We start from the raw sequence: 20,461 nt of genomic DNA, 5'->3' as shown, positions 1-20,461 counted from the left end.
TATATTATTTTCTGCTTATTATTTAATGTAGTTTCTGAGTTCACCTTTGGATTTGTAATATTGAATTTCTGCAATCTTATAATCCAGTATGGCGTTGCTATAATTGTTTTTGGCTTCAACCAAAGAATTTTCAGCTTCTAATAATTCTGTAAGAGTTGCCAAACCATATTGGTAATTACTTTTCGTATTCGATAAAACTGTTTCAGCCAATCCTACATTCGCACTTTGGCTGTCTAGTGCAGATAAACTGTTTTCTATTTGAGATTTTGCATTTTGGTAAGATAAGTCTAAACCAAGTTTTGTATCTGCAATGTCCACTGCTAATTTGTCTAATTCTATTTGCGCCATCGCTACACGTGCTTTCGTCGCGAAACCATTGAAAATGGGAATGTTAACTCCTAAGGTAACCGCAGAATAGTCTGACCAATAAACACCATTATTTTTTCCATTGGTTAATGGGAATTTATCTCCCAATCCTTGATAACTGTAATTGGCGTTTAAATTAACGGTTGGATAATAAGCCGATTCAGTAGCTTTCTTGTTATATTCTAGAAGCTCTCTTTGTTTATCTAAAAGTTTAACTTCTGTCCTAGAATCAGTTCCCAAAGTATTATCTAATAAATGCGGTGTGATTTCCATGTCGGCTTGCACCAATTCAATTTCAGTTTCTATGGGCATTCCCATATAAAATTTCAGCGCATTTTCTGCCTGATTGATTCCGTTTTGTTGCTGTTTTAGAACCGTACTGATGTTCGTAAGGTTTACATTGGTTCGGTCCAAATCCACTTTTTTAGCCAATCCATTATCAAATAAACTTTTGATGATGTTTCTTGCTTTTTCTGTACTTCCGTAACTGCTAACTAAAGTCTCTCTTCTTTGCTGAACTGTAAAAACCTGAAAATAAGCGGTAGAAACGCGCTCTATAATTTGCTCTTCCGTCAATTCGCTATTCAGCTCATAGAATTCTTTGGTTGACTTCGCTGCTTTTAATCCGATAAAAACTTTTTGGTTAAAGATGGGTTGTGATAATTGCAATCCCGCTCCAGCATTCCATTTTTGCCCAAAAGAAATCAATTGAATATTGCTTGGACCACCGCTAAATGCACCTACGTCTAGCGCAGATTTTTGCAGAAGTGGATTGTAGGTAAGATTTGCGACCCCAGAAATCTGTGGCAAAGCATTGGACTTTGCTTCCATAATTTGGTAATCGGCATTTTTAACATCTAATTTTGCTTTTTGTGCTTCCGCTTTATTCTGCAATGCATATTCGATGGCTTGTTTCAGCGTCAACATCTGTTGAGCCTTCAATCCATTGATTGAAAATACAAAAGTACTTGCCGCCAGAGCCATTATTTTCCAGTTGGTCATTTGATCTATCGTTATTATTAATGTTTATTGATTATAAAAAGGTGACTGATCAGCCTCTATATTTTTTTTTGATGTTTAAAATTGAATTCACTTAAGAATTTTTTTCCGTCTATGGTTGCAATCGAATGGATGTAAAAAACCATCGCCTCAAAACAAAAAGTTCCACGATCACAGGTTTGATTTTCAAAAAGTGGGGAATTTTCATAAGAAAACATCAGCTGAAGTAAGAATTTGACGTATAATCTTTCATCAAAATCACTACGGTATAAACCCTGTTCTCTGCCAAGCTTTATATTGTGAATGACTATCTTAGAAACTTTCTCATCAATGCTTAAAATGTGCAGATTGTAAATTGAAGGATAATATTTAATCAATTGTCGGATAAAAATGGTTTTATTGGTCCGCGCTACGTTTTCAAAATCACTTTCCCGAAGAAACATTCTTTCTATGGCATTGTCTGATTTAGAATCATTGAGTAAAAGTGTTTCAATGATTAAATCCAATTTGTAATCTAAAACTTCTGTTAGCAAATCTTCTTTGTTTTTGTATTGCTGATACAGCGTTTTTTTGGACATAGAAAACTCTTTCGCGATGTCGTCCATCGTTAAAGTTTTCGCTCCATTTTCCGCAAATAGATCAGCTACTCTTAGTAAAAATTCATTGTTTAAACTCATATCGAGTGCAAAGATAGGAAGAGAAAACTAATAAACATTAAAAGTTTCCAAGTTTTTATACAATCAATTGGCGATATAGACGACACAAATAATCGCTCGCAAAAACAAAGTGCAGAATTTAATAAGGAAGAAAGATGTTGAAGTAATTTCTTGTTAAAGATGGTGGAATTTAATTTCCGGAAGCCTTATGAATATAGCGAGAAAGTTTAATCCCTAAATCCGTCCACACAATTTTAGCATTGGCATTTCTTTCTAAATGATAGTCGGCTTCAGAAATTTCCAGAAGAATATTTTCGATGTTGGCGCCGTGAATAAAGTGAGAAAAACGGTCCCATTTAAAACCTTCTGAATTGATTTTTTTATACACCAAAGTATCTGTTCCATAATTTTGAAGCAGCGCCAATCTGAACATTTCTGCGCAATAATCCAGAAAGCTTTTTTGCTTTTCTCTGTTCCAACCCGCAATATTTCTTGCCCATAGAACTATGTTTTTTAAAAATTCCGGTTTCTTTTTCACCTGAAAAGCATCTCTAACCCATGTCACAAAAATTTCTTCGAATTCTGAATCTGCAGTTCCGGTGGAAAGAAGTTTCTGCGCCAAATTCCAATCACCTTGCGCCTGAAAAACAATTTCTTTAACCCTTTCTGAAGGTTGTGCTTTTTCGTTTTCTGCAAAATTTTCAAGGTCTTCATCCTGTATTCTTGGTATTTCTACTAGTTGAGTACGAGAAAGTATCGTAGGTAAAATATCATCCGCGCTTTCTGCAGTAAGAATGATATAGGTATTTTTTGGCGGCTCTTCTAAAAATTTAAGCAATTTATTAGAAGCTGCAGTATTCATTTTGTCCGCTTGCCAGATGATGAGGATTTTACTGCCGCCTTCGAACGTTTTTAGCGCAAATTTTCGATTGAGTTCATCAATTTCATCAGCGTAAATGGTGAGCTGCTTATTTTCTGAAGCTAGAATTTTTGTCCAGTCTTCTAGATTGATATAGGGATTTTCTAAAACCATATCCCGAAAACTTTCTAAGAAAGCTTCGGTAAGACCACTGTTTTTCTCTTTGAAAACTGGGAAACTGAAATGCAGATCTAAATGATTAAGGTGCTCCACCTTGGAAGCTGACTTTTCATTCTCCTTTTTAAAAACTTCTTTTGCGAATGCTAAAGCTAAAGGCAAAGTTCCATAACCATCTTTACCAATGAAAAGCTGAGCATGCCCCACTCGATTATGCGCAATGCTTTCTCTGAGGAGATTTTTCAGTTTTTCTTGTCCTACAATTTGTTCCCAATTCATTTTTCAAAGATAAATAATTTTAGAAGATTGTCTGAACAATTCTGGCTTTAAGGTTTAATAAAATGGTGTAAAACACAATTTTGAAATTGAAATGAAAACCACAAAATTTTAACAATTCCATAGTCACCTTTTAAAATAAATTACACATAAAAAGCGCAATTAAGGCAGATGAGTACTTAACAAACTTTAACCAAAGTAAATTTCCTCAGTTCAGTAATATTTAGGATATTTGCGCATTATTTTTAAAAATAGAGAATGAAAAGATTTTTTGTATTGCCATTGATTGCTGCAGGTTATTTATTAAATGCACAAACGATAGGTAATTCTCCATATGCTGCCTTTGGAATCGGTGATGTAAAGTATGATAATACAGCCGATATCAGTTCGATGGGTGGCATTTCTACTGCATATATTTGGGATTTCAATAACAACTTTAATTTCAGCAATCCAGCCGCGAATAAAAATTTAGAACTTACCAGCATTAAATTTGAAGGAACGAATGAAAATAATTTTTTCAAGTCCGAATTTGAGAACAGAAATGTGACTAAGCAATCTTCTTACCTTTCAAACATCAGTGTAGCATTTCCACTTTCACAAAAGGTTAAATTTGGTTTAGGTTACCAGCCTTACAGTTCTAAAAAGTATTCTGTTTTAACCAATGAAACTTTAGCAAGTGGCGCAGTAGAAGCCAATCTTTTTACAGGAGAAGGAACGTTAAGTACGGTTCAAGCAGCTCTATCTTACCAAATTTCTCCAGAATTTGCTTTAGGATTTAGAACCAATTTCTACTTTGGAAATCTTTATGATATTAATGAACTCACCTATTCTACAGCGGAATTAGTAAATGGATATGAAACGAAAAATAAAATTAAAACTTTTAATTTTACACTAGGATCAGCTTACCAAAAGAAAATAGGAACAGACCGAAAATTAACTTTAGGAGGTACTTATACTTTTGGAAATACTGGTACAATGGAAACAATGTACACGAACAGTACTTATTTTTATACTCCAGGAAAAACGAAAAATAATGTAAGCATTATTGAACAGGAATTTAGTGAAGATAAGAATTTAATTCCTATGGAATTTTCTCTTGGGGCAGGTTACGGTAGAGACACCAAATGGTTCTTGGGGACTCAAGTTGATTATAAAAAAGGAGAAACCATTGCATTTTTAGGCCAACCTTTTGCAAATCAAGATTCTTACAGAGTTGCAGCCGGTGGATGGTATATCCCTAATTATAACAATTTCAGAAATTATTTTTCCCGCGTAACTTATAGATATGGTGCGTATTATGAAAAAGGAAATTTAGCCATCAACGGAAAAAATATTAATCAATTTGCAATCACTGCAGGTGCTACTTTGCCTTTCGAAAACAGAAGCGCAAACAGAATGACCGGAATTGATATTGGTGTAGAACTTGGACAACGAGGTACGGTGCAAAATGATTTAATTCGTCAGAATTTTGTGAATCTTAAAATCGGGATTAATTTTGCCGATAAATGGTTCCTGAAACGTCTTTATGATTAACAGATGAATCTTCTCAGAAAAATATTTATAAAAAATATAGCCGTCTTTTTTGGATGTGCTATATTTTTTGGTTTAAATTCTTGTACTGAAGAGTTAACCACCATCAGCAAAAATAATAAAACCAACTTCCCTTCTCAAGTCATCAATAATGCGAATATTATCCAACGGGATTCTGGAATGATAAAATTACGTGCAAAAGCGCCTTTAATAGAAAAGTACGAGTTTATTGATTCACCTTACATAGAGGCAAGAAAAGGAATTAATATTTTGTTCTACGATAAAAAGAAACCCGATCTTCCGGGTAAAATTGATGCAAAATATGCCAAATACAATGAGAAGAAAAAGTTTTATGAGGCGAAAGGAAATGTAAGAATTACCACGAACGAAAATCAAATGTTCGCCATGCAATCCGTTTATTGGGATCAGGTAAAAAAGATAATTTATACTTCTGATACTGTTTTTGTAACTGATAAAGATGGATCCACTTTAGTGGGTGCAAATGGCATGAAGGCTAAAGATGATTTCTCTGAATATATTTTTTACAACAATTCTGGAGACATTAACGCGAAAAAAATTCCAGAAGCAGGTCGTTGATTTTCGTAAATTGGTGAAAAATAGGTGTTATGGAATTTCGTGCAATTGGATTAATGTCGGGGACAAGTTTGGATGGATTGGATCTTTGTTTTGTAAAATTCAAAAAAGAATCTGAGCGCTGGACTTTCGAAATTTTAAATGCCGAAACTTCAGAATATTCCAAATCTTGGGAAGATCAGCTCCGAAACTCCATTCATCGTTCCGCCCCAGATTTACTGGAATTGAACTCCAATTATGGATTTTATTTAGGGGAAAAAGTGCAGGAGTTTATTTCTAAAAAAGCGCTGGAAAACATTGATGTTATTTCTTCTCACGGTCACACAGTTTTTCATCAGCCTCAAAACAAATTCACTTGTCAAATCGGAGATGGACGTGCTATCAAACATTTTACTCAAATTCCGGTGGTCTATGATTTCCGAAGTCAAGATGTTTTGATGGGAGGAAATGGCGCTCCTTTAGTTCCTATTGGTGATGAATTGCTTTTTTCAGAATATGATGCCTGTTTAAATTTAGGTGGATTCTCTAATATTTCTTTTAAAGAAGAAAATAAAAGAATAGCGTTTGACATTGGGCCTTTAAATATTGTTTTGAATCATTTTGCAAAGTTATTAGGCAAAGATTATGATGAAAACGGCGATATTGCAAAGTCAGGCTTTGTAAGTGAAAAAATATTGGCTGACCTGAATTCGCTGGATTATTATTTGCAAAGTCCGCCCAAATCTTTGGGATTAGAATGGGTGAATCAAAATGTATTTCCTTTACTTACCGATGAAAGTCCAGAAAATAACCTCGCAACCTTTACGCAGCATGCAGCGGAAAAAATTACGGAAGTTTTCCGAAAATATAAGCTCAATAGAATTTTATTCACGGGCGGTGGAACCTACAATCAATTTTTATTCAATCAAATTAAAGAAAATTTTGAGGGAGAAATCATTATTCCTTCACAAGAATTAATCAATTTTAAAGAAGCCCTCATTTTTGCTTTCATGGGCGTTCTTAAAATAAATAACGAAACCAATGTTTTATCTTCTGCCACCGGAAGTTCTGCGGATCACTCCTCCGGACTTTTAGTGTAGAGATAAAATACAAAAATTAAGAAATTATGCAAATAGATATTAGAAATTTAGCCATTGGTGATTACGATGAGTTGCGAGAGACGATGCAGAAAGCGTATCCTGCAATGTCTGAAAGTATTTGGTCTAAAAAAAGCATCCAAAAACTCATCAAAATTTTTCCAGATGGACAAATTTGTATTACCGTTGACGATAAAATTGCCGCAGTATGTCTTTCCTTAATCGTGCAGTATGAGTTATATGGTGACGATCATACCTATAAAGAAATTACCGGAAATTATACATTTAACACGCATTCTGATACTGGAACTGTGTTGTATGGAATCGAAATTTTTGTGGATCCAGAATTCCGAGAATTGCGCTTGGCGAGAAGATTATATGATTCCCGAAAAGAATTGTGTGAAAAATTGAACTTAAAATCGATAATTGTTGGAGGTAGAATTCCAAATTATCATTTGCACAGCCACGAACTTTCGCCACGAGAATTTATTCAGCAGGTTCGTAAGAAAGAAGTTTATGATCCCGTTTTAAGTTTCCAATTGGCGAATAATTTTCTACCTGTAAGAGTCCTAAAAAATTATCTCCCAGAAGATTCTCACTCCAAGGAAAACGCGGTTTTGCTCCAGTGGAATAATATTTACTACAGCAAGAAACCGAATACGATGCAAGATGCAGTAATTCGATTAGGTTTGGTTCAATGGCAAATGCGACATTTTAAAGATATTGATGCATTTTTTGAACAAGTAGAATTTTTTATTAATGTGATGGCAGATTACAAATCTGATTTTATTATGTTCCCAGAATTCTTTAACACGCCTTTACTTGCGCCTTTCAATCATTTATCGGAGAGAGAAAGTATGTTTAAACTGGCAGAATTAACGGAAGAAATTAGAGACCGACTTTCGCAACTGGCAATCGGTTATAACATTAATATCATCGGTGGAAGTATGCCTTTCATAGAAAATGAAGAACTCTATAATATCAGTTATCTGCTTCACCGTGATGGAAAAATTGATGAACACCGCAAAATTCACATCACGCCCAACGAAAAGAAATATTATGGTATGAAAGGTGGCAACCAAATAAAAGTCTTTGATACGGATTGTGGAAAAGTTGGACTGGTGATTTGTTATGATGTTGAATTTCCAGAATTGCCCCGGATTTTAGCTGATCAAGGGATGAAGATTTTGTTTGTTCCTTATTTAACCGATACGCAAAATGCTTACATGAGAGTTCGCCATTGCGCGGCAGCAAGAGCCATCGAAAATGAATGTTATGTTGCCATCGCAGGATGTGTAGGGAATTTGCCGGGTGTAAATAATATGGATATTCAATACGGGCAAGCTGCTGTTTTCACACCGTCTGATTTTGCCTTTCCCTCAAATGCAGTAAAAGGTGAAGCAACGCCAAATACAGAAACGACTTTGATTGTGGATGTTGATTTGAACTTATTAAAAGAATTGCATCATTACGGAGCAGTTCGAACGATGAGTGATAGGCGGAAAGATTTGTATGACACGATCAACTATAACAGCGAACCTGAATAATATTAAATCCCGAAACTTTGAAACTTCGGGAACGATTAGCAGATTATCGAGGAAACCCAAATAATAATTTGAATTTTGACGAAGTTTTGAAAGATATCAGAGAAAAATATAGCTTGGGAATTATCTCATTGAAACTAGACCTAGAGTTTATGATGACATCTTATAAGCGTCAGATTATTAATTTGCGATAAATCCAAAACTGTCAGAAGATTTTTTGAACAGAATCGAAGAAGCAGTAATTAAAATTCAAAATTCTCCAAAAGGTTTTGTAGGTAAGCATTCAGAATTAAGAAATATTCTACTACATCAATTTGACTATCACATTTATTATTTTGTAGAAGATTATAAAATAGTCATTTTTGCTTTGTTGTTGCTCAAAGTGGAGACGTGAATATAAATAAGATTTAGAGAATTAATATCAAAGAAAACCCACTGCAATTGCGGTGGGTTTTTTCTATCAATTAATGTATTAAATTTTGCATCTATAATTTGGGAGAAAATTTTTTACGAGAAAACCTCATGATCATCAGAAAATGATTTAAATTCTAAAGCATTGCCACTGAAATCCAGCACGAACATTGTCTTTTGTTCCCCTATTTTTCCTTCATACCGTACTTGCGGCTTCACAATAAATTTAACATTTTCTCTTTCCAAATTCTTTTGAATTTTTTCAAATACCGATTTTTCTAATAGGCATCCAAAATGTGGAATTGGTACATTTACGCCATCCACTATTCCGCAGTAGTCAGGCTCCGGAAGATTGGTACTTATATGAGCCGATAATTGATTGCCGAAGAAATTAAAATCGATCCAATTTTCTGTGGATCTTCCTTCTTCACATTCTAAAATTTGGACGTAAAACTTTCTTGTAGATTCTATATCCTTTACCTTAAAAGCGTAGTGAAATGCGTTCATAAATTTACATTGTAGATGGTGTTTGAATAATAATCGCTCGAAAAAAATTACAATTTAAATTCCAATTTAACATTGAAAAATCTTCCCGTTAGTCGCACTGGAACTGGGTAATTGTAACCCGAAGAAACATCATTGACCCATTGGTTTGCTACTGTATTGCTAATGTTAAAGGCGTTAAAGATCTGTACCCCTAACGTCAATTCTTTAAAATTACCCCAGAAACCACCACTTACTTTGTTGTCTTTTTGATCGATGAAAACTTTGGATAAACCAATATCTAAACGTTTATAAGAAGGTAATGTTCTTTGGTATAAATACGGCGCGGTAAAGTCTGGTTTTCCATTCGCGTCTAAAGAAATTGGTGTTCCGGATGGCAATCCGTTCGCGAAAACCAATGTTAAATTTACACGCATCGAAGGGAATTTTGGCATATAATCTTGATAAAACATCGAGAATCTAAAACGTGGATCAGTTGGTCTGGAGATTTCTCCTTGTCCAGCAATATTTTCAAAAACACGTGCATAACTTGCAGATATCCAAGAATCAACACCAGGAACAAATTCCCCAAATAATCTAGTATCAATACCGTATGCGTAGCCTTCAGAATTATTTTCTCCAGAATATCGGATTCTCACATTATCTAAATAATAAGGAATCAAGTTATCCATTTTTTTGTAGTACAATTCTGTGGTCAATTTAAATGGCCGCTCCACCATTCTAAATTCGAAATCATTGGCCAAAATAAGTTGCATTGATCGTTGAGACTCAATGTCTGGATTAAAGTTTCCTTCCAAATCCTTAATTTCTTTATAAAATGGAGCCTGGTAATATATTCCGCCCGAAAGTTTAAACAACATATCCATGTCCCAATCTGGCTTAATGGCAATTTGCGCTCTTGGGGAAATAATGGTTTCATCATTAAAATCCCAATGTGAAGCTCTAATTCCCGCATTAATGAAAACTCTGTTTTCGCCCCAGAAGAATTTTTTGGAATATTGCGCGTAAGCAGACATTCTGGTTGGTTGAATATTATTGGAACCGGCAATATTAAATCGTAGTTTCAACTGAGAAGGATCCAATGTTCCAGGATTGGTGTAATTTCGCGGCGTACTGTATCCCAATGAATCCACCAACTGATATTCATTCGTAAAATCCTTTAAGTTTTCTTTTTCGAATTTTAATCCTAGTTCGAAATCAGTGTTTACATCGGGGGAAAATCTTGTTTTAAATTGGGTTCCAAATGTTTTTACGAGTAAATCATTTCTTGCATGATCAATCTGTCCACCTACATCATAAGAAGTAATGGGTTCACCAGTAACTGGGTCAAAAGTCTGCAATGCATATCCAGACGCAATGGTGTAATACTCTCTTTCGCGATTCTGGTAAGCGAAATTATCTAAAGTAAACGTCCATTTTTTGCTGGGCTTAAAGTTAATTGAGGCAGTTCCCATGGCGTTTTTGTACTGGTCATCTTCCTTTCCGCTGTAAAAAACACTCAATTTTAGAGGTGTTAACAATGATCCGAAATCAACTTCTTTCACTTTAGGAATCATTTCATAATCATTCTTACTCATATAACCAATGAAAGAAACATCCCATTTTTCATTGATTTTATAGGTAATGTAAGACTGAAAATCCATGTATTGTGGATTAAAATCGGTGTCTTCATTCAGTGTATTGAGAACCAAATTGGTATTTCGGTACCGCGCGGAAAAGAGCGCACTCAAATTTTTATTTTTGGAGGCAAATCCTGTAGATAAACGACCCCCAATTAAACTGGCTTCTCCAGAAAGCTCAAATTTTGTGGGCTGTCTGTAATAAATATTTAAGGCAGAAGACATTTTATCGCCATATTTTGCTTCAAAACCACCAGCAGAAAAATTAATTGCCTGAACCATATCTGGATTAATAATACTCATCCCCTCCTGCAAAGAATTCCGGATTAAAAAAGGTCGGTATATTTCTACATCATTAATATAAATTAAATTTTCATCATAATTACCACCACGAACCATATACTGGGATGAAAGTTCTGTATTAGAATTAACGGAGGGTAAAGTTTTCAATAAACCCTCTACACCACCAGAAAGCGAGGCAACTTGCTGCGCTTCTTTTGCGGAGATTTCTATGGAAGTAAGATCGGTTACTTTTGGTTTCCCTTTTTTCTGGAAAACTACTTCTTCTATTTCGGATTCGCGATTAGATTTAACGAACAAAACATTTACGTTTTGAACCTTCGGATTAATCTTGATGATTTTGTTGAAACCTCGGAAATTTTCTTTACTTACCACTAAACTTTGCTCAGAATCTGCTAAAGGAATTTTCACATTTCCCTGATCATCTGTGCTAAAATTTTGATTGTTGTAAGATACATCTGCATTCGCGACGGGAGTTCCATCTTCATCTAAAACTTTCAGATTAATTTGCGAAAATGCAAATAGCGGCATCATCAAAAGGAGAAATAGAAATTTTTTCAAGGTAAATAGTTTAGGTTTTAAAGGTAACAAAAAATTAGAGAATCGCTTCTCGCACCCGTGTTAATTTCTGCAGAAGATCTTCCAGTTTATCCAGCTGCAGCATATTGGCACCATCAGATAAAGCACAACTTGGGTCCGGATGAGTTTCGATAAAAAGTCCATCTGCTCCAACGGCGATTCCCGCTTTTGCAATAGTTTCTATTAGTTCTGGTCTTCCACCAGTTACGCCCGAGCTTTGATTAGGTTGCTGCAGAGAATGGGTAACATCTAAAATTACAGGAGAATAATTCCTCATAGTTGGTATTCCACGGAAGTCGACCACCAAATCCGTATATCCAAAAGAGTTTCCTCTTTCAATAATTGCCGTTTTTGGGTTGCCAGAATCTTGGACTTTTTGCACTGCGAACTGCATGGATTCTGGAGATAGAAACTGACCTTTTTTCAGGGAAACGCATTTTCCAGTTTTTGCTGCAGCGATGAGTAAATCCGTTTGACGTACTAGAAATGCAGGAATTTGCAGAACATCCACATAATTTGCAGCCAAAGCGGCATGTTCATTTTCGTGGATATCTGTAGTGGTGGGAATATTAAAAGTCTCTCCCACTTTCCGAAGAATTTCTAATGATTTTTCTTCACCAATGGTGGTGAATGAATCTACACGACTTCTGTTGGCTTTCTTGAAACTACCTTTAAAGATATAGGGAATTTTATATTTGTTTGTGATTTCAATGATTTTTTCTGCAATTTTCATGGCCATTTCTTCCCCTTCAATAATACAAGGACCGGCGATGAGAAAAAAGTTTGTAGAATTTTTATGCTGAATATTATCAAGGTATTGAATCATGTTTATGAGGTGTTTTTTTGAAATAGGATTAAAAAACAAAAATACTGATTTTTTCGAAGGATTGTAAAAGGAAGTTTTAATTAAGATTAAAAAATTAAACTTTGTCTTTTCTCTTTTTAAATGAATTATCAAATCGCTGTAACTTTTGATATAATTTTAAGTCAACATTATTTTTAAATCAGATTTGAGCGCATTTTAGGTCTTATTTTCACTTATATTTTCTTAAATTTGGGAATCTCTTATTCAACTGAAACCTTATGAAAAATTACCTTTTTGCCTCTTTACTTCTCACTGCAATTTTTAGCTGCGAAAAAAAATCAACAGAAATAGTAGACATCCAAACCACACCTCCAGATTCATTAACGGTGCCAGAAAGCAATGAACCCATAGAATCTTCTACCCTGCAAACATGCTATGTCGGCAATATGGGAAAAGATTCAATTTATCTTTCACTAGATGATAACTTGGGAACTTTTACCGGAAAATTGAGGTACAAAAATTTTGAAAAAGACAGTTCTAGTGGGGATGTGATGGGAACGCAAAATGGAGATACCCTCAAATTGAACTATACTTTTGCTGCGGAAGGAATGACCTCTGATAGAGAAATCTTTTTTCTCCGAAAAGGCGCTGAGCTTACAGAAGGAATCGGTGAACAAAATACGGAAGGTAACGCCAGTGTTTATGCAAATTCTTCAAAACTTAAATATGAAGGCAGCGCTTTAAAACAAGTTGATTGCACCGACTTTGAGAAGAAAATGACTGCAAAATAATCACATCTAGAAGCGAAAAAATTTCTTTATCTTTCTAAAAATATATCTACAAATAAAATCATATTATATGTCTTATTACCCGCTCACAAGCATTCCGGATTACTTTATAATGGATGATCTTTTAACGGAGGAGCACAAATTAATCCGCCAATCTGTAAGAGATTGGGTAGAGGGTTTTGTGATGCCTAAAATTGACGATGCCGCTCAAAATCACACCGATATTCCCGACTTAATGAAGGAATTGGGAAAGATTGGAGCATTGGGACCATACATTCCCGAAGAATATGGCGGTTCTGGGTTGGATCAAATTTCCTATGGAATTATCATGCAGGAATTGGAAAGAGGGGATTCTGCAATCCGCTCTGCTGCGTCTGTACAAAGTTCTTTAGTCATGTTTCCCATCAATGAATTCGGGTCCGAGGAGCAAAAGAAGAAATTTCTTCCGCTTTTGGCATCTGGCGAAATGATTGGATCTTTTGGACTAACCGAACCCAATCACGGTTCGGATCCAGGTTCTATGGAAACTTATTTCGTGGACAAGGGCGATCACTATTTATTAAATGGAGCTAAAATGTGGATTACCAATTCGCCGCTGTGTGATATTGCGGTTGTTTGGGGAAAAAATGAGGCTGGAAAAATTCAAGGATTAATCGTTGAAAGAGGATTTGAAGGATTTACGACACCGATTACGCATAATAAATGGAGTCTGCGTGCGTCCAAAACTGGTGAGCTGGTTTTTAATAACGTTAAGGTACCGAAAGAAAATTTACTTCCAAATGTTTCTGGATTAAAAGGACCATTATCTTGCCTGAATTCTGCTCGTTATGGAATTTCTTGGGGTGTTATCGGCGCCGCCATTGATTGCTATTGCACCGCTTTACAATATGCGAAAGAAAGAAAACAGTTTGGAAAGCCGATCGCTTCTTATCAATTGCAACAGAAAAAATTGGCGGAATTTTTAACGGAGATTACCAAATCTCAGTTGCTTTGTCTTCAACTTGGAACTTTGAAAAATAATCACAAAGCAACACCTGCTCAGATTTCTATGGCGAAAAGAAATAATGTACACATGGCGATTGAAATTGCGAGAGAATCTAGACAAATTCTAGGTGGAATGGGAATTATGGGTGAGTTTCCGATGATGCGCCACGCCGCAAATCTAGAATCTGTAATCACTTATGAAGGAACTCATGATATTCATTTATTGATTACGGGAATGGATATTACCGGAATTAATGCCTTTTAGCATAATAAAATAATGTTTAAAAAGCCTTCAACAAATCATTGTTGAAGGCTTTTTCTTTGCGGATTTTTTACGAATTCTTCCTTACCAATTTGATTGTACTTTTTCCGTAAAATCAATTTCTGGATTCAGTATTTCTACAATGAGATTTTTTACAGAAGCCATCGGCTTTGCTAATTGCGAAAGAGATATTTCATCTGATCCAAAAATTTCTAACTGCTGCACTCCTTCATTAACTTCGGCAAAACTCCAAATTCCACATTGTACAAAATTGTCTGGAAATACCTTTTGATTCAGGACAGAATAAGCATAAATAGAAAGTTGCATGGCTTGTTTTCGATCATCATTGAAAAATAATTGCTCCAGTTTTTCTTCATCTTCTACTTTTTTTGGAGCATTGATGGTCAAGTTTTTCGTTTTGGCAGTTTTAAAATCGATAATTCTTAGATTGCCGTTGAGGCGGTCAATGCGGTCAATGAAACCATAAAAGGAGATTGAATCAGATTTGCCTTCATCCAGATAAAATTCTATATTTTCAAACTTGCCTTCAACGCTAATTATTTCCAGAGAATTTCCGTCTTGTAAGAGCTTTAAATCAAAGTCAACTACACTTCTCACTACCCGTTCCGCTATGGATTTGTGAATGTAGTTCATGCCACGATCGTAGTAAGAAATTTCATGATTTAATTTTTCGATTGCAAAATTGACAGCTTCAATGATCACTTCCTGTAAAAGTGTTAAATCTTTAATGGAAAGCGGTTTACCAATTAATTTTTCGTAGATTTTTTGCAATGCATAATGCACTAAGTTACCATAACTTCTTTGAGAAAGTTCCTCTTCGATTTCACCTGTTTCTCTTGTATTCAAAATTTTCCCCAGATAAAAATCGATCGGATTATAAAGGTAAGAGGTCAAATGGGAAGCAGAAACGCGCTTTTTCCAGTCTTCTAATTTTGCTACAACTGAAGGAGTCTTTTTAATCTCAATTAATTCTTCCTGAATAGGATCCGATGAATTTTCTATTACAATATTTTCAAGATCATGATTTCTATCTTCAATTTCAAGTTGCGTGATAAAACGGCTTTTTTCCCCGGTATTGACGCCAGAACTTAGTGCGTTAAATAACAGATGCACATTTTGAGAATCTTGAAGTAGTCGGTAAAAGTGATACGCATAAATACTGTCGTTTTCTAAAAAAGTATGCAAGTTGAAATGCTTTCGAATATTAAAAGGCAAGTAGGTGTTTTGGGAATTACCAAGTGGCAATTTTCCCTCATTGGTGGAAAGTAGGATAATATTTTCAAAGTTTAATAATCTGGTTTCCAGTAAACCCATTACTTGCAAGCCTTGCAGTGGTTCACCTTGAAAATCGATATTTTCGGAATTCACCAATTGATTAATCAACACTTCCAGCGTCTCCATTTTTATTGCAAAAGAATATGGCGATATCTGATTTTGAATTACCGTAAAACTCTTCTCGAAGTAGGAAATGTTTTCATAAAGAATACCATCTAAGTCTCTAAATTTTAATTCTTTGCAAAATTGAATAAGCAATTCTAAAAATTCTTTTACAGAAGCTGGCTTTTCAAAAAGTTGCAAATAAGATAAATCTCCCAAAAACATTCTCAATTGTTTTTTAGAAATATATACCATATTCCTTTCTTCAATTTGAGCTTTAAATTTGGTAATGATTTCCCGATCTTCATCGCCATTTGGAAGTTCTTCTAAAACACTTAGCACATCATTGTAATAATAGCTTGAATCACTTTTTTCTAATTGTTTCTGCACATAGAAAAGCTTTTTCATCGCATTACTAAATCCTAAATTTTTCAGCGGAAATCCCATGGTGATGTTCAAATATTCTACTGAACTTAAAGCGTCTAAACTAGCGGCGAGAAGATTTTCATCCAGCAAAACAACCGCAGTCGCAGATAGATTTTTATCAGTTATGGAATCAAAAATTTCAGGTAAAACTTTGGTCTGGGTGATATTCCCAGAAACTTCATAAACCTTGATATTTTTTGGTTGAGCGAAATCATTTTCAATCCAATTGAATTTTCGACTGTCATTAAATTCTTTCCACTTCTTATGTTCCCTAATAAACTTTCCGGCTTCTTGTCGCTCATCATTAATGTAATAATCATCAGCTTGGAAAAAGCATTGTGCTTTGTCCCATTGCAAAAGATTTTTCACGAGCTTCTCTTCTACGGGTGTGAAGGCATTGAAGCCACAAAAGATATATTTTTGTTCTGTGTTGATAGCAAAATCTTCAATGCTATTCTTCGCGGACTCATGAATCATACCCGAAGTCGCCCAATTTTTATCCGTCAATTTCGGCTTTAAAAGTGGTAAGAAAACACTCATTTTTTGCCAAAAGTTTAGGGTCTTCTTTCTTGCAGAATCTTCCTCATCGCCTAATTCTTCGGCCCAATTTTTAATCCGTTCTTCGCTGTACATGTAATCTAAGACAGCTTGATCACTTTCGGAAAATTTTAAAATATCATCCCAATCTTTTAATACCGTTGGAAACCATTTGAGAAAATTTGCGAAATCTTCCGCGGGTTGCAATTCAGAATATATTTCAAAAGCAAAAAGCCAGAGCGCAATTCCTTGTAAATTTTGTTTGCCAGAAAGGTCTTTAATCAAATCTTCAATGGTGAAAAAATTAGGTAGAAAACCCGAATATTGCTTTTCCTTTAAAATTTGCTTGATGAAAACAATAGGTCGTTTTCCCGGAAGTACAATGTTGAATCCCGATAAATCTGAATTTTGGTCCAGCAACTCGGTCATTATTTTAGTTAAAAATTTCATAAGCAATATAAAAAGGAAAAGTAGGGAAAATATAATAAAAAAGCATCAGGAAAATAATCTTCTTGATGCTTGTTTTGATGATAAAATAATATCGTTAGTTCACTTCTATTTGCTCTTCAAGATAAGTGTTTTCTCCAGTTGCATCTTTCCCTGTCCAAAATTTAAAAGTGTAAATCCCCGGTTCCTGTGGACGGAAATTAATTTGAGATGCTCTTACTTGCTCGTCGCCACAGGTGTTTTCAGTTTTAAATTTGTAAGAAAATACTTCTCTTTCAAATTGATCGGTGTGCAAATAATCATATCCATAAAATCCTTCGCAAGTTTGCGCGTAGTTTGAATAGGTTTTAATGGTTTGCGTGGTATAAACATCCATAATGCTGTTTACAATTTTAATACTGTCAATTTTTACTGCGTTAATGCTTTCAATTGCATCTCCTTCTAAACGGTCATTGCAGCTTGTAAAAAAGGAAAATAAAAGTATGGATAAGAATAATTTTAGAAAATGTTTCATGACAAATGCTTTAAAAATTAGAGAAAAGAGAGTATTGGATCTGGTTGTTAGGAACTGAAATTTCCCTTAGATAAATATACCACCTTTTTGGTTTCAAAAAATTCATTTTCGAAATATTTTCCCAAAGGATAAATTTCCGCTTTTAGGCCGGAAAGTTCTTCTTCCAAATCGCCACCTTTAAGGTAAAGAACGCCGTTATGTTTGGTGTTAAATTGTTCTTTTTCAAATTTACCTCGCAACCAACGAAGAAAAACGGGCATTTGAGTAACAGCTCTACTGACTACAAAATGAAATTTCTCTCTCACATCTTCCGCTCTGGCGTGGATTGCTACTACGTTTTTTAACCCAAGTGCAGCAGAAACTTCTTTCACTACCGTAATTTTTTTCCCGATGGAATCAACTAATGTAAAATGAACTTCTGGAAAAAGAATAGCCAAAGGAATTCCTGGAAAACCACCACCGGTCCCGATATCCAGAACTTTTGTTTGTGGTGCAAATTCCATGATTTTAGCAATACCCAAAGAATGAAGCACATGCTTTTCATACAAAGAATCCAAATCTTTTCTGGAAATTACATTTATTTTCTCATTCCACTCCTTGTAAAGTTCTTCCAAATGCGTAAACTGGAGTTTTTGTTCAGGAGTTAAGTTGGGAAAATATTTTTCAATCAGTTTAACAGACATCTTTACATTTAATTTCTGCAAATTTATAAAAACAAGTTTAGAACTTTGGATAAAAAATTTATCTTTGATTTACTTAAAAATAACTATGGAAAAATTTTCAGAAAGGCTGAATAGAATGAGTTTTTCGCAGACTTTTGTAATGAGCAACAAGGTCCGAGAAATGAAATCAAAGGGAATTGATGTGATCAGTCTGACATTGGGAGAACCCGATTTTGATGTTCCAAAAAACATTAAAGAAGCTGCTTTTGACGCCATCAATAATAATTTCAGTCATTATTCGCCCGTACCTGGATTTTTGGATTTAAGAGAAGCCATCTGCGAAAAATTAAGCCGAGATAACAATTTATCCTACCAAGCATCGCAGATTTGTGTTTCGAATGGGGCAAAACAATCGATTTTAAATGTTTTAGCTTCTATCATTGGTAAAGATGATGAAGTGATTTTGCCAGCGCCCTATTGGGTGAGTTATGTGGAGATGGTAAAAATGGTGGACGGTACACCTACTTTTATTGAAACGTCTATTGAAAGTAATTTTAAAATGACGGCAGCTCAACTGGAGAGAGCAATTACGCCAAAAACGAAAGCTATTTTATACAGCTCACCCTGCAATCCTTCTGGCAGTTTTTACACCTATGAAGAATTAGAAACCATTGCAAATGTGGTGGCGAAATATCCGCACATCACCATTATTTCTGATGAGATTTATGAGTATATTAATTATGATGGTAAACACACTTCTATTGCAGAATTTCCGCAGGTTTATGAGCAGACAGCCGTTATCAATGGAATGTCTAAAGCATTCGCTATGACGGGGTGGAGAATTGGATATTCGGCGTGCCCGACTTGGTTAGCAACAGCGTGCGAAAAAATTCAGGGACAAATGACAAGCGGGGCAAATTCAATGGCGCAGAAAGCATCTGTTACTGCCTTAAAAACTCCTTACAGCGAATATCAATATATGATAGAGGAGTTTCGAAAAAGACGGGAATTGGTTTACAATCTGATGAAAGCTATTCCAGGTTTCAATGTTAATTTTCCCGAATCTGCGTTTTATTTTTTCCCAGATGTTTCTTCTTATTTTGGAAAAAACATCAATGGAAAATTAGTTGAAGATGCTGATGATTTTTCTATGTTTCTCTTGGATGAAGCACATGTAGGAACTGTGGGTGGTGTCTCTTTTGGCAACTCAAATTGTATAAGATTTTCATATGCAGCTTCTGAAGAAGAATTAAAAGAAGCCATGCAAAGAATTAAAACCTGTTTGGAAAATGCGACTTTTTCTTAAATAAAAACCAAAAAAAGTCCGGTTCAAATTATTGAACCGGATTTTCTATTTTTAGATGGACTAGAATTTAATAATATCAACCATCCTTTCATTTTCTTCATTCACCAAATCGTCATCAACTAAGATTTTTCCACTGTGCTCATCAATAATAATTTTCTTCCGCTGTGCAATTTCCATCTGTTTTTGTGGTGGAATTGTAAAGAAAGATCCTTTTGGAGCTCCTCTTTCCAGACCTACTACGGCAAGACCTGTTGGAGAATTGGTACGGATTCTTTGATAAGACCCTAGCAATCTTTCGTCTATTTTCTTAGAAAATTCCTGTGATCTTTCGATCAGGTAATCTTCTTCTTTCTGCGTTTCTGAAACTAAATTTTCTAACTCCTCTTTTTTAAATTTAAGGTGGTTTTTCAATTCTACAATTTTGGTTTTTAAATCACCAAATGTTTCATTTTTATGATCAATCTTGGACCCGAATTCTTTAATTCTTTTGTCTGCTAATTGAATTTCTAGTTCCTGGAATTCAATTTCTTTTCCAAGGGCTTCAAATTCTTTGTTATTTCTAACAGTATCTTGCTGAGTTTTATATTTGTCAATCAAAGTTGTAGCATGATTGATAATCTCATTTTTATTGTTGATTTCGTCGTTTTGATCTTTGATTTCGTTTTCAAATTTCTCTGCTCTTTTTTCAAGACCTTCAATTTCACTTTCTAAATCTTCTACTTCGATTGGCAATTCACCTCTCGTATTACGGATTTCGTCTAATCTAGAGTCGATAATTTGCAAGTCATAAAGAGCTCTTAATTTTTCTTCTACAGAGATTTCTACAATTTTCTTAGCCATAT

Annotated in this window: 18 protein-coding genes; 8 read left to right on the top strand and 10 right to left on the bottom strand. The window is 34.9% G+C overall.

Features of this window, described 5'->3' with window-relative positions; all coding sequences use genetic code 11:
* Positions 1-18 precede the first annotated feature (18 nt).
* The 3 genes from RCH13_RS01690 to RCH13_RS01680 form a co-directional block, all read right to left on the bottom strand.
* Positions 19-1,368, bottom strand: coding sequence for a TolC family protein (locus RCH13_RS01690; RefSeq protein WP_326985474.1), 1,350 nt, complete (start codon positions 1,366-1,368; stop codon positions 19-21).
* Positions 1,369-1,424: 56 nt separating this feature from the next.
* Positions 1,425-2,042, bottom strand: a complete 618-nt coding sequence (locus tag RCH13_RS01685) for a TetR/AcrR family transcriptional regulator (protein WP_326985473.1) — start codon at positions 2,040-2,042, stop codon at positions 1,425-1,427.
* A 169-nt stretch (positions 2,043-2,211) separates the two neighbouring features.
* Positions 2,212-3,336, bottom strand: coding sequence for a DNA polymerase III subunit (locus RCH13_RS01680; protein ID WP_326985472.1), 1,125 nt, complete (start codon positions 3,334-3,336; stop codon positions 2,212-2,214).
* A gap of 255 nt (positions 3,337-3,591) precedes the next feature.
* Between RCH13_RS01680 and RCH13_RS01675 the strand changes: the two genes are divergently transcribed.
* The 5 genes from RCH13_RS01675 (at position 3,592) to RCH13_RS01655 (ending at position 8,471) form a co-directional block, all read left to right on the top strand.
* Positions 3,592-4,866 (top strand): hypothetical protein, encoded by a 1,275-nt coding sequence (locus tag RCH13_RS01675; RefSeq protein ID WP_326985471.1) that lies wholly within the window; start codon positions 3,592-3,594, stop codon positions 4,864-4,866.
* Positions 4,867-4,869: 3 nt separating this feature from the next.
* Positions 4,870-5,460 carry an LPS export ABC transporter periplasmic protein LptC gene (gene lptC / locus RCH13_RS01670; protein WP_326985470.1) on the top strand — a complete coding sequence of 197 codons (591 nt, stop codon included), beginning with the start codon at positions 4,870-4,872 and terminating at the stop codon, positions 5,458-5,460.
* Between the two features lie 29 nt (positions 5,461-5,489).
* A complete protein-coding gene (locus RCH13_RS01665; protein WP_326985469.1) occupies positions 5,490-6,536 on the top strand; it encodes an anhydro-N-acetylmuramic acid kinase in 1,047 nt (348 codons plus the stop codon).
* Between the two features lie 26 nt (positions 6,537-6,562).
* Positions 6,563-8,080, top strand: a complete 1,518-nt coding sequence (locus tag RCH13_RS01660; protein WP_326985468.1) for a carbon-nitrogen hydrolase family protein — start codon at positions 6,563-6,565, stop codon at positions 8,078-8,080.
* Positions 8,081-8,294: 214 nt separating this feature from the next.
* Positions 8,295-8,471, top strand: a complete 177-nt coding sequence (locus RCH13_RS01655) for a hypothetical protein (protein ID WP_326985467.1) — start codon at positions 8,295-8,297, stop codon at positions 8,469-8,471.
* A gap of 113 nt (positions 8,472-8,584) precedes the next feature.
* Here RCH13_RS01655 and RCH13_RS01650 read toward each other — a convergent pair whose 3' ends face one another.
* From RCH13_RS01650 to kdsA, 3 genes are all read right to left on the bottom strand, one after another.
* On the bottom strand, positions 8,585-8,995 hold the full coding sequence (locus RCH13_RS01650; RefSeq protein WP_326985466.1) for a VOC family protein: 411 nt from the start codon (positions 8,993-8,995) through the stop codon (positions 8,585-8,587).
* Between the two features lie 47 nt (positions 8,996-9,042).
* Positions 9,043-11,445: a TonB-dependent receptor plug domain-containing protein gene (locus RCH13_RS01645; protein ID WP_442784614.1), complete on the bottom strand. Its 2,403-nt coding sequence runs from the start codon at positions 11,443-11,445 to the stop codon at positions 9,043-9,045.
* 61 nt (positions 11,446-11,506) lie between these two features.
* Positions 11,507-12,316 (bottom strand): 3-deoxy-8-phosphooctulonate synthase, encoded by an 810-nt coding sequence (gene kdsA / locus RCH13_RS01640; protein ID WP_326985464.1) that lies wholly within the window; start codon positions 12,314-12,316, stop codon positions 11,507-11,509.
* Between the two features lie 257 nt (positions 12,317-12,573).
* On the opposite strand from kdsA, the gene RCH13_RS01635 reads away from it, so the two are divergent.
* Complete coding sequence (locus tag RCH13_RS01635) at positions 12,574-13,086, top strand: hypothetical protein (RefSeq protein WP_326985463.1); 513 nt, start codon at positions 12,574-12,576, stop codon at positions 13,084-13,086.
* Between the two features lie 67 nt (positions 13,087-13,153).
* Positions 13,154-14,332 carry an acyl-CoA dehydrogenase family protein gene (locus RCH13_RS01630; protein WP_326985462.1) on the top strand — a complete coding sequence of 393 codons (1,179 nt, stop codon included), beginning with the start codon at positions 13,154-13,156 and terminating at the stop codon, positions 14,330-14,332.
* 81 nt (positions 14,333-14,413) lie between these two features.
* On the opposite strand, the gene RCH13_RS01625 is transcribed toward RCH13_RS01630, so the two are convergent.
* The 3 genes from RCH13_RS01625 to rsmG all read right to left on the bottom strand — a co-directional run bounded on the left by RCH13_RS01625 (position 14,414) and on the right by rsmG (position 18,334).
* Positions 14,414-17,140 carry a PD-(D/E)XK nuclease family protein gene (locus tag RCH13_RS01625; RefSeq protein ID WP_326985461.1) on the bottom strand — a complete coding sequence of 909 codons (2,727 nt, stop codon included), beginning with the start codon at positions 17,138-17,140 and terminating at the stop codon, positions 14,414-14,416.
* A 94-nt stretch (positions 17,141-17,234) separates the two neighbouring features.
* Entirely contained in the window at positions 17,235-17,651 is a 417-nt protein-coding gene (locus tag RCH13_RS01620; protein WP_326985460.1) for a hypothetical protein, read from the bottom strand.
* A 47-nt stretch (positions 17,652-17,698) separates the two neighbouring features.
* Positions 17,699-18,334 (bottom strand): 16S rRNA (guanine(527)-N(7))-methyltransferase RsmG, encoded by a 636-nt coding sequence (rsmG, locus tag RCH13_RS01615; protein ID WP_326985459.1) that lies wholly within the window; start codon positions 18,332-18,334, stop codon positions 17,699-17,701.
* 85 nt (positions 18,335-18,419) lie between these two features.
* Between rsmG and RCH13_RS01610 the strand changes: the two genes are divergently transcribed.
* The gene (locus RCH13_RS01610) at positions 18,420-19,619 is read left to right on the top strand and encodes a pyridoxal phosphate-dependent aminotransferase (RefSeq protein ID WP_326985458.1); all 1,200 of its coding nucleotides are present in this window, start codon (positions 18,420-18,422) and stop codon (positions 19,617-19,619) included.
* Between the two features lie 60 nt (positions 19,620-19,679).
* On the opposite strand, the gene RCH13_RS01605 is transcribed toward RCH13_RS01610, so the two are convergent.
* A complete protein-coding gene (locus RCH13_RS01605; protein ID WP_326985457.1) occupies positions 19,680-20,459 on the bottom strand; it encodes a zinc ribbon domain-containing protein in 780 nt (259 codons plus the stop codon).
* Between the last annotated feature and the right edge of the window lie 2 nt (positions 20,460-20,461).

The organism is Chryseobacterium sp. MP_3.2 (assembly GCF_035984805.1).
Lineage (GTDB): Bacteria > Bacteroidota > Bacteroidia > Flavobacteriales > Weeksellaceae > Kaistella.
The sequence above is the reverse complement of the archived record's forward strand: the minus strand, read 5'-3'. Positions and strand labels throughout refer to the sequence as shown.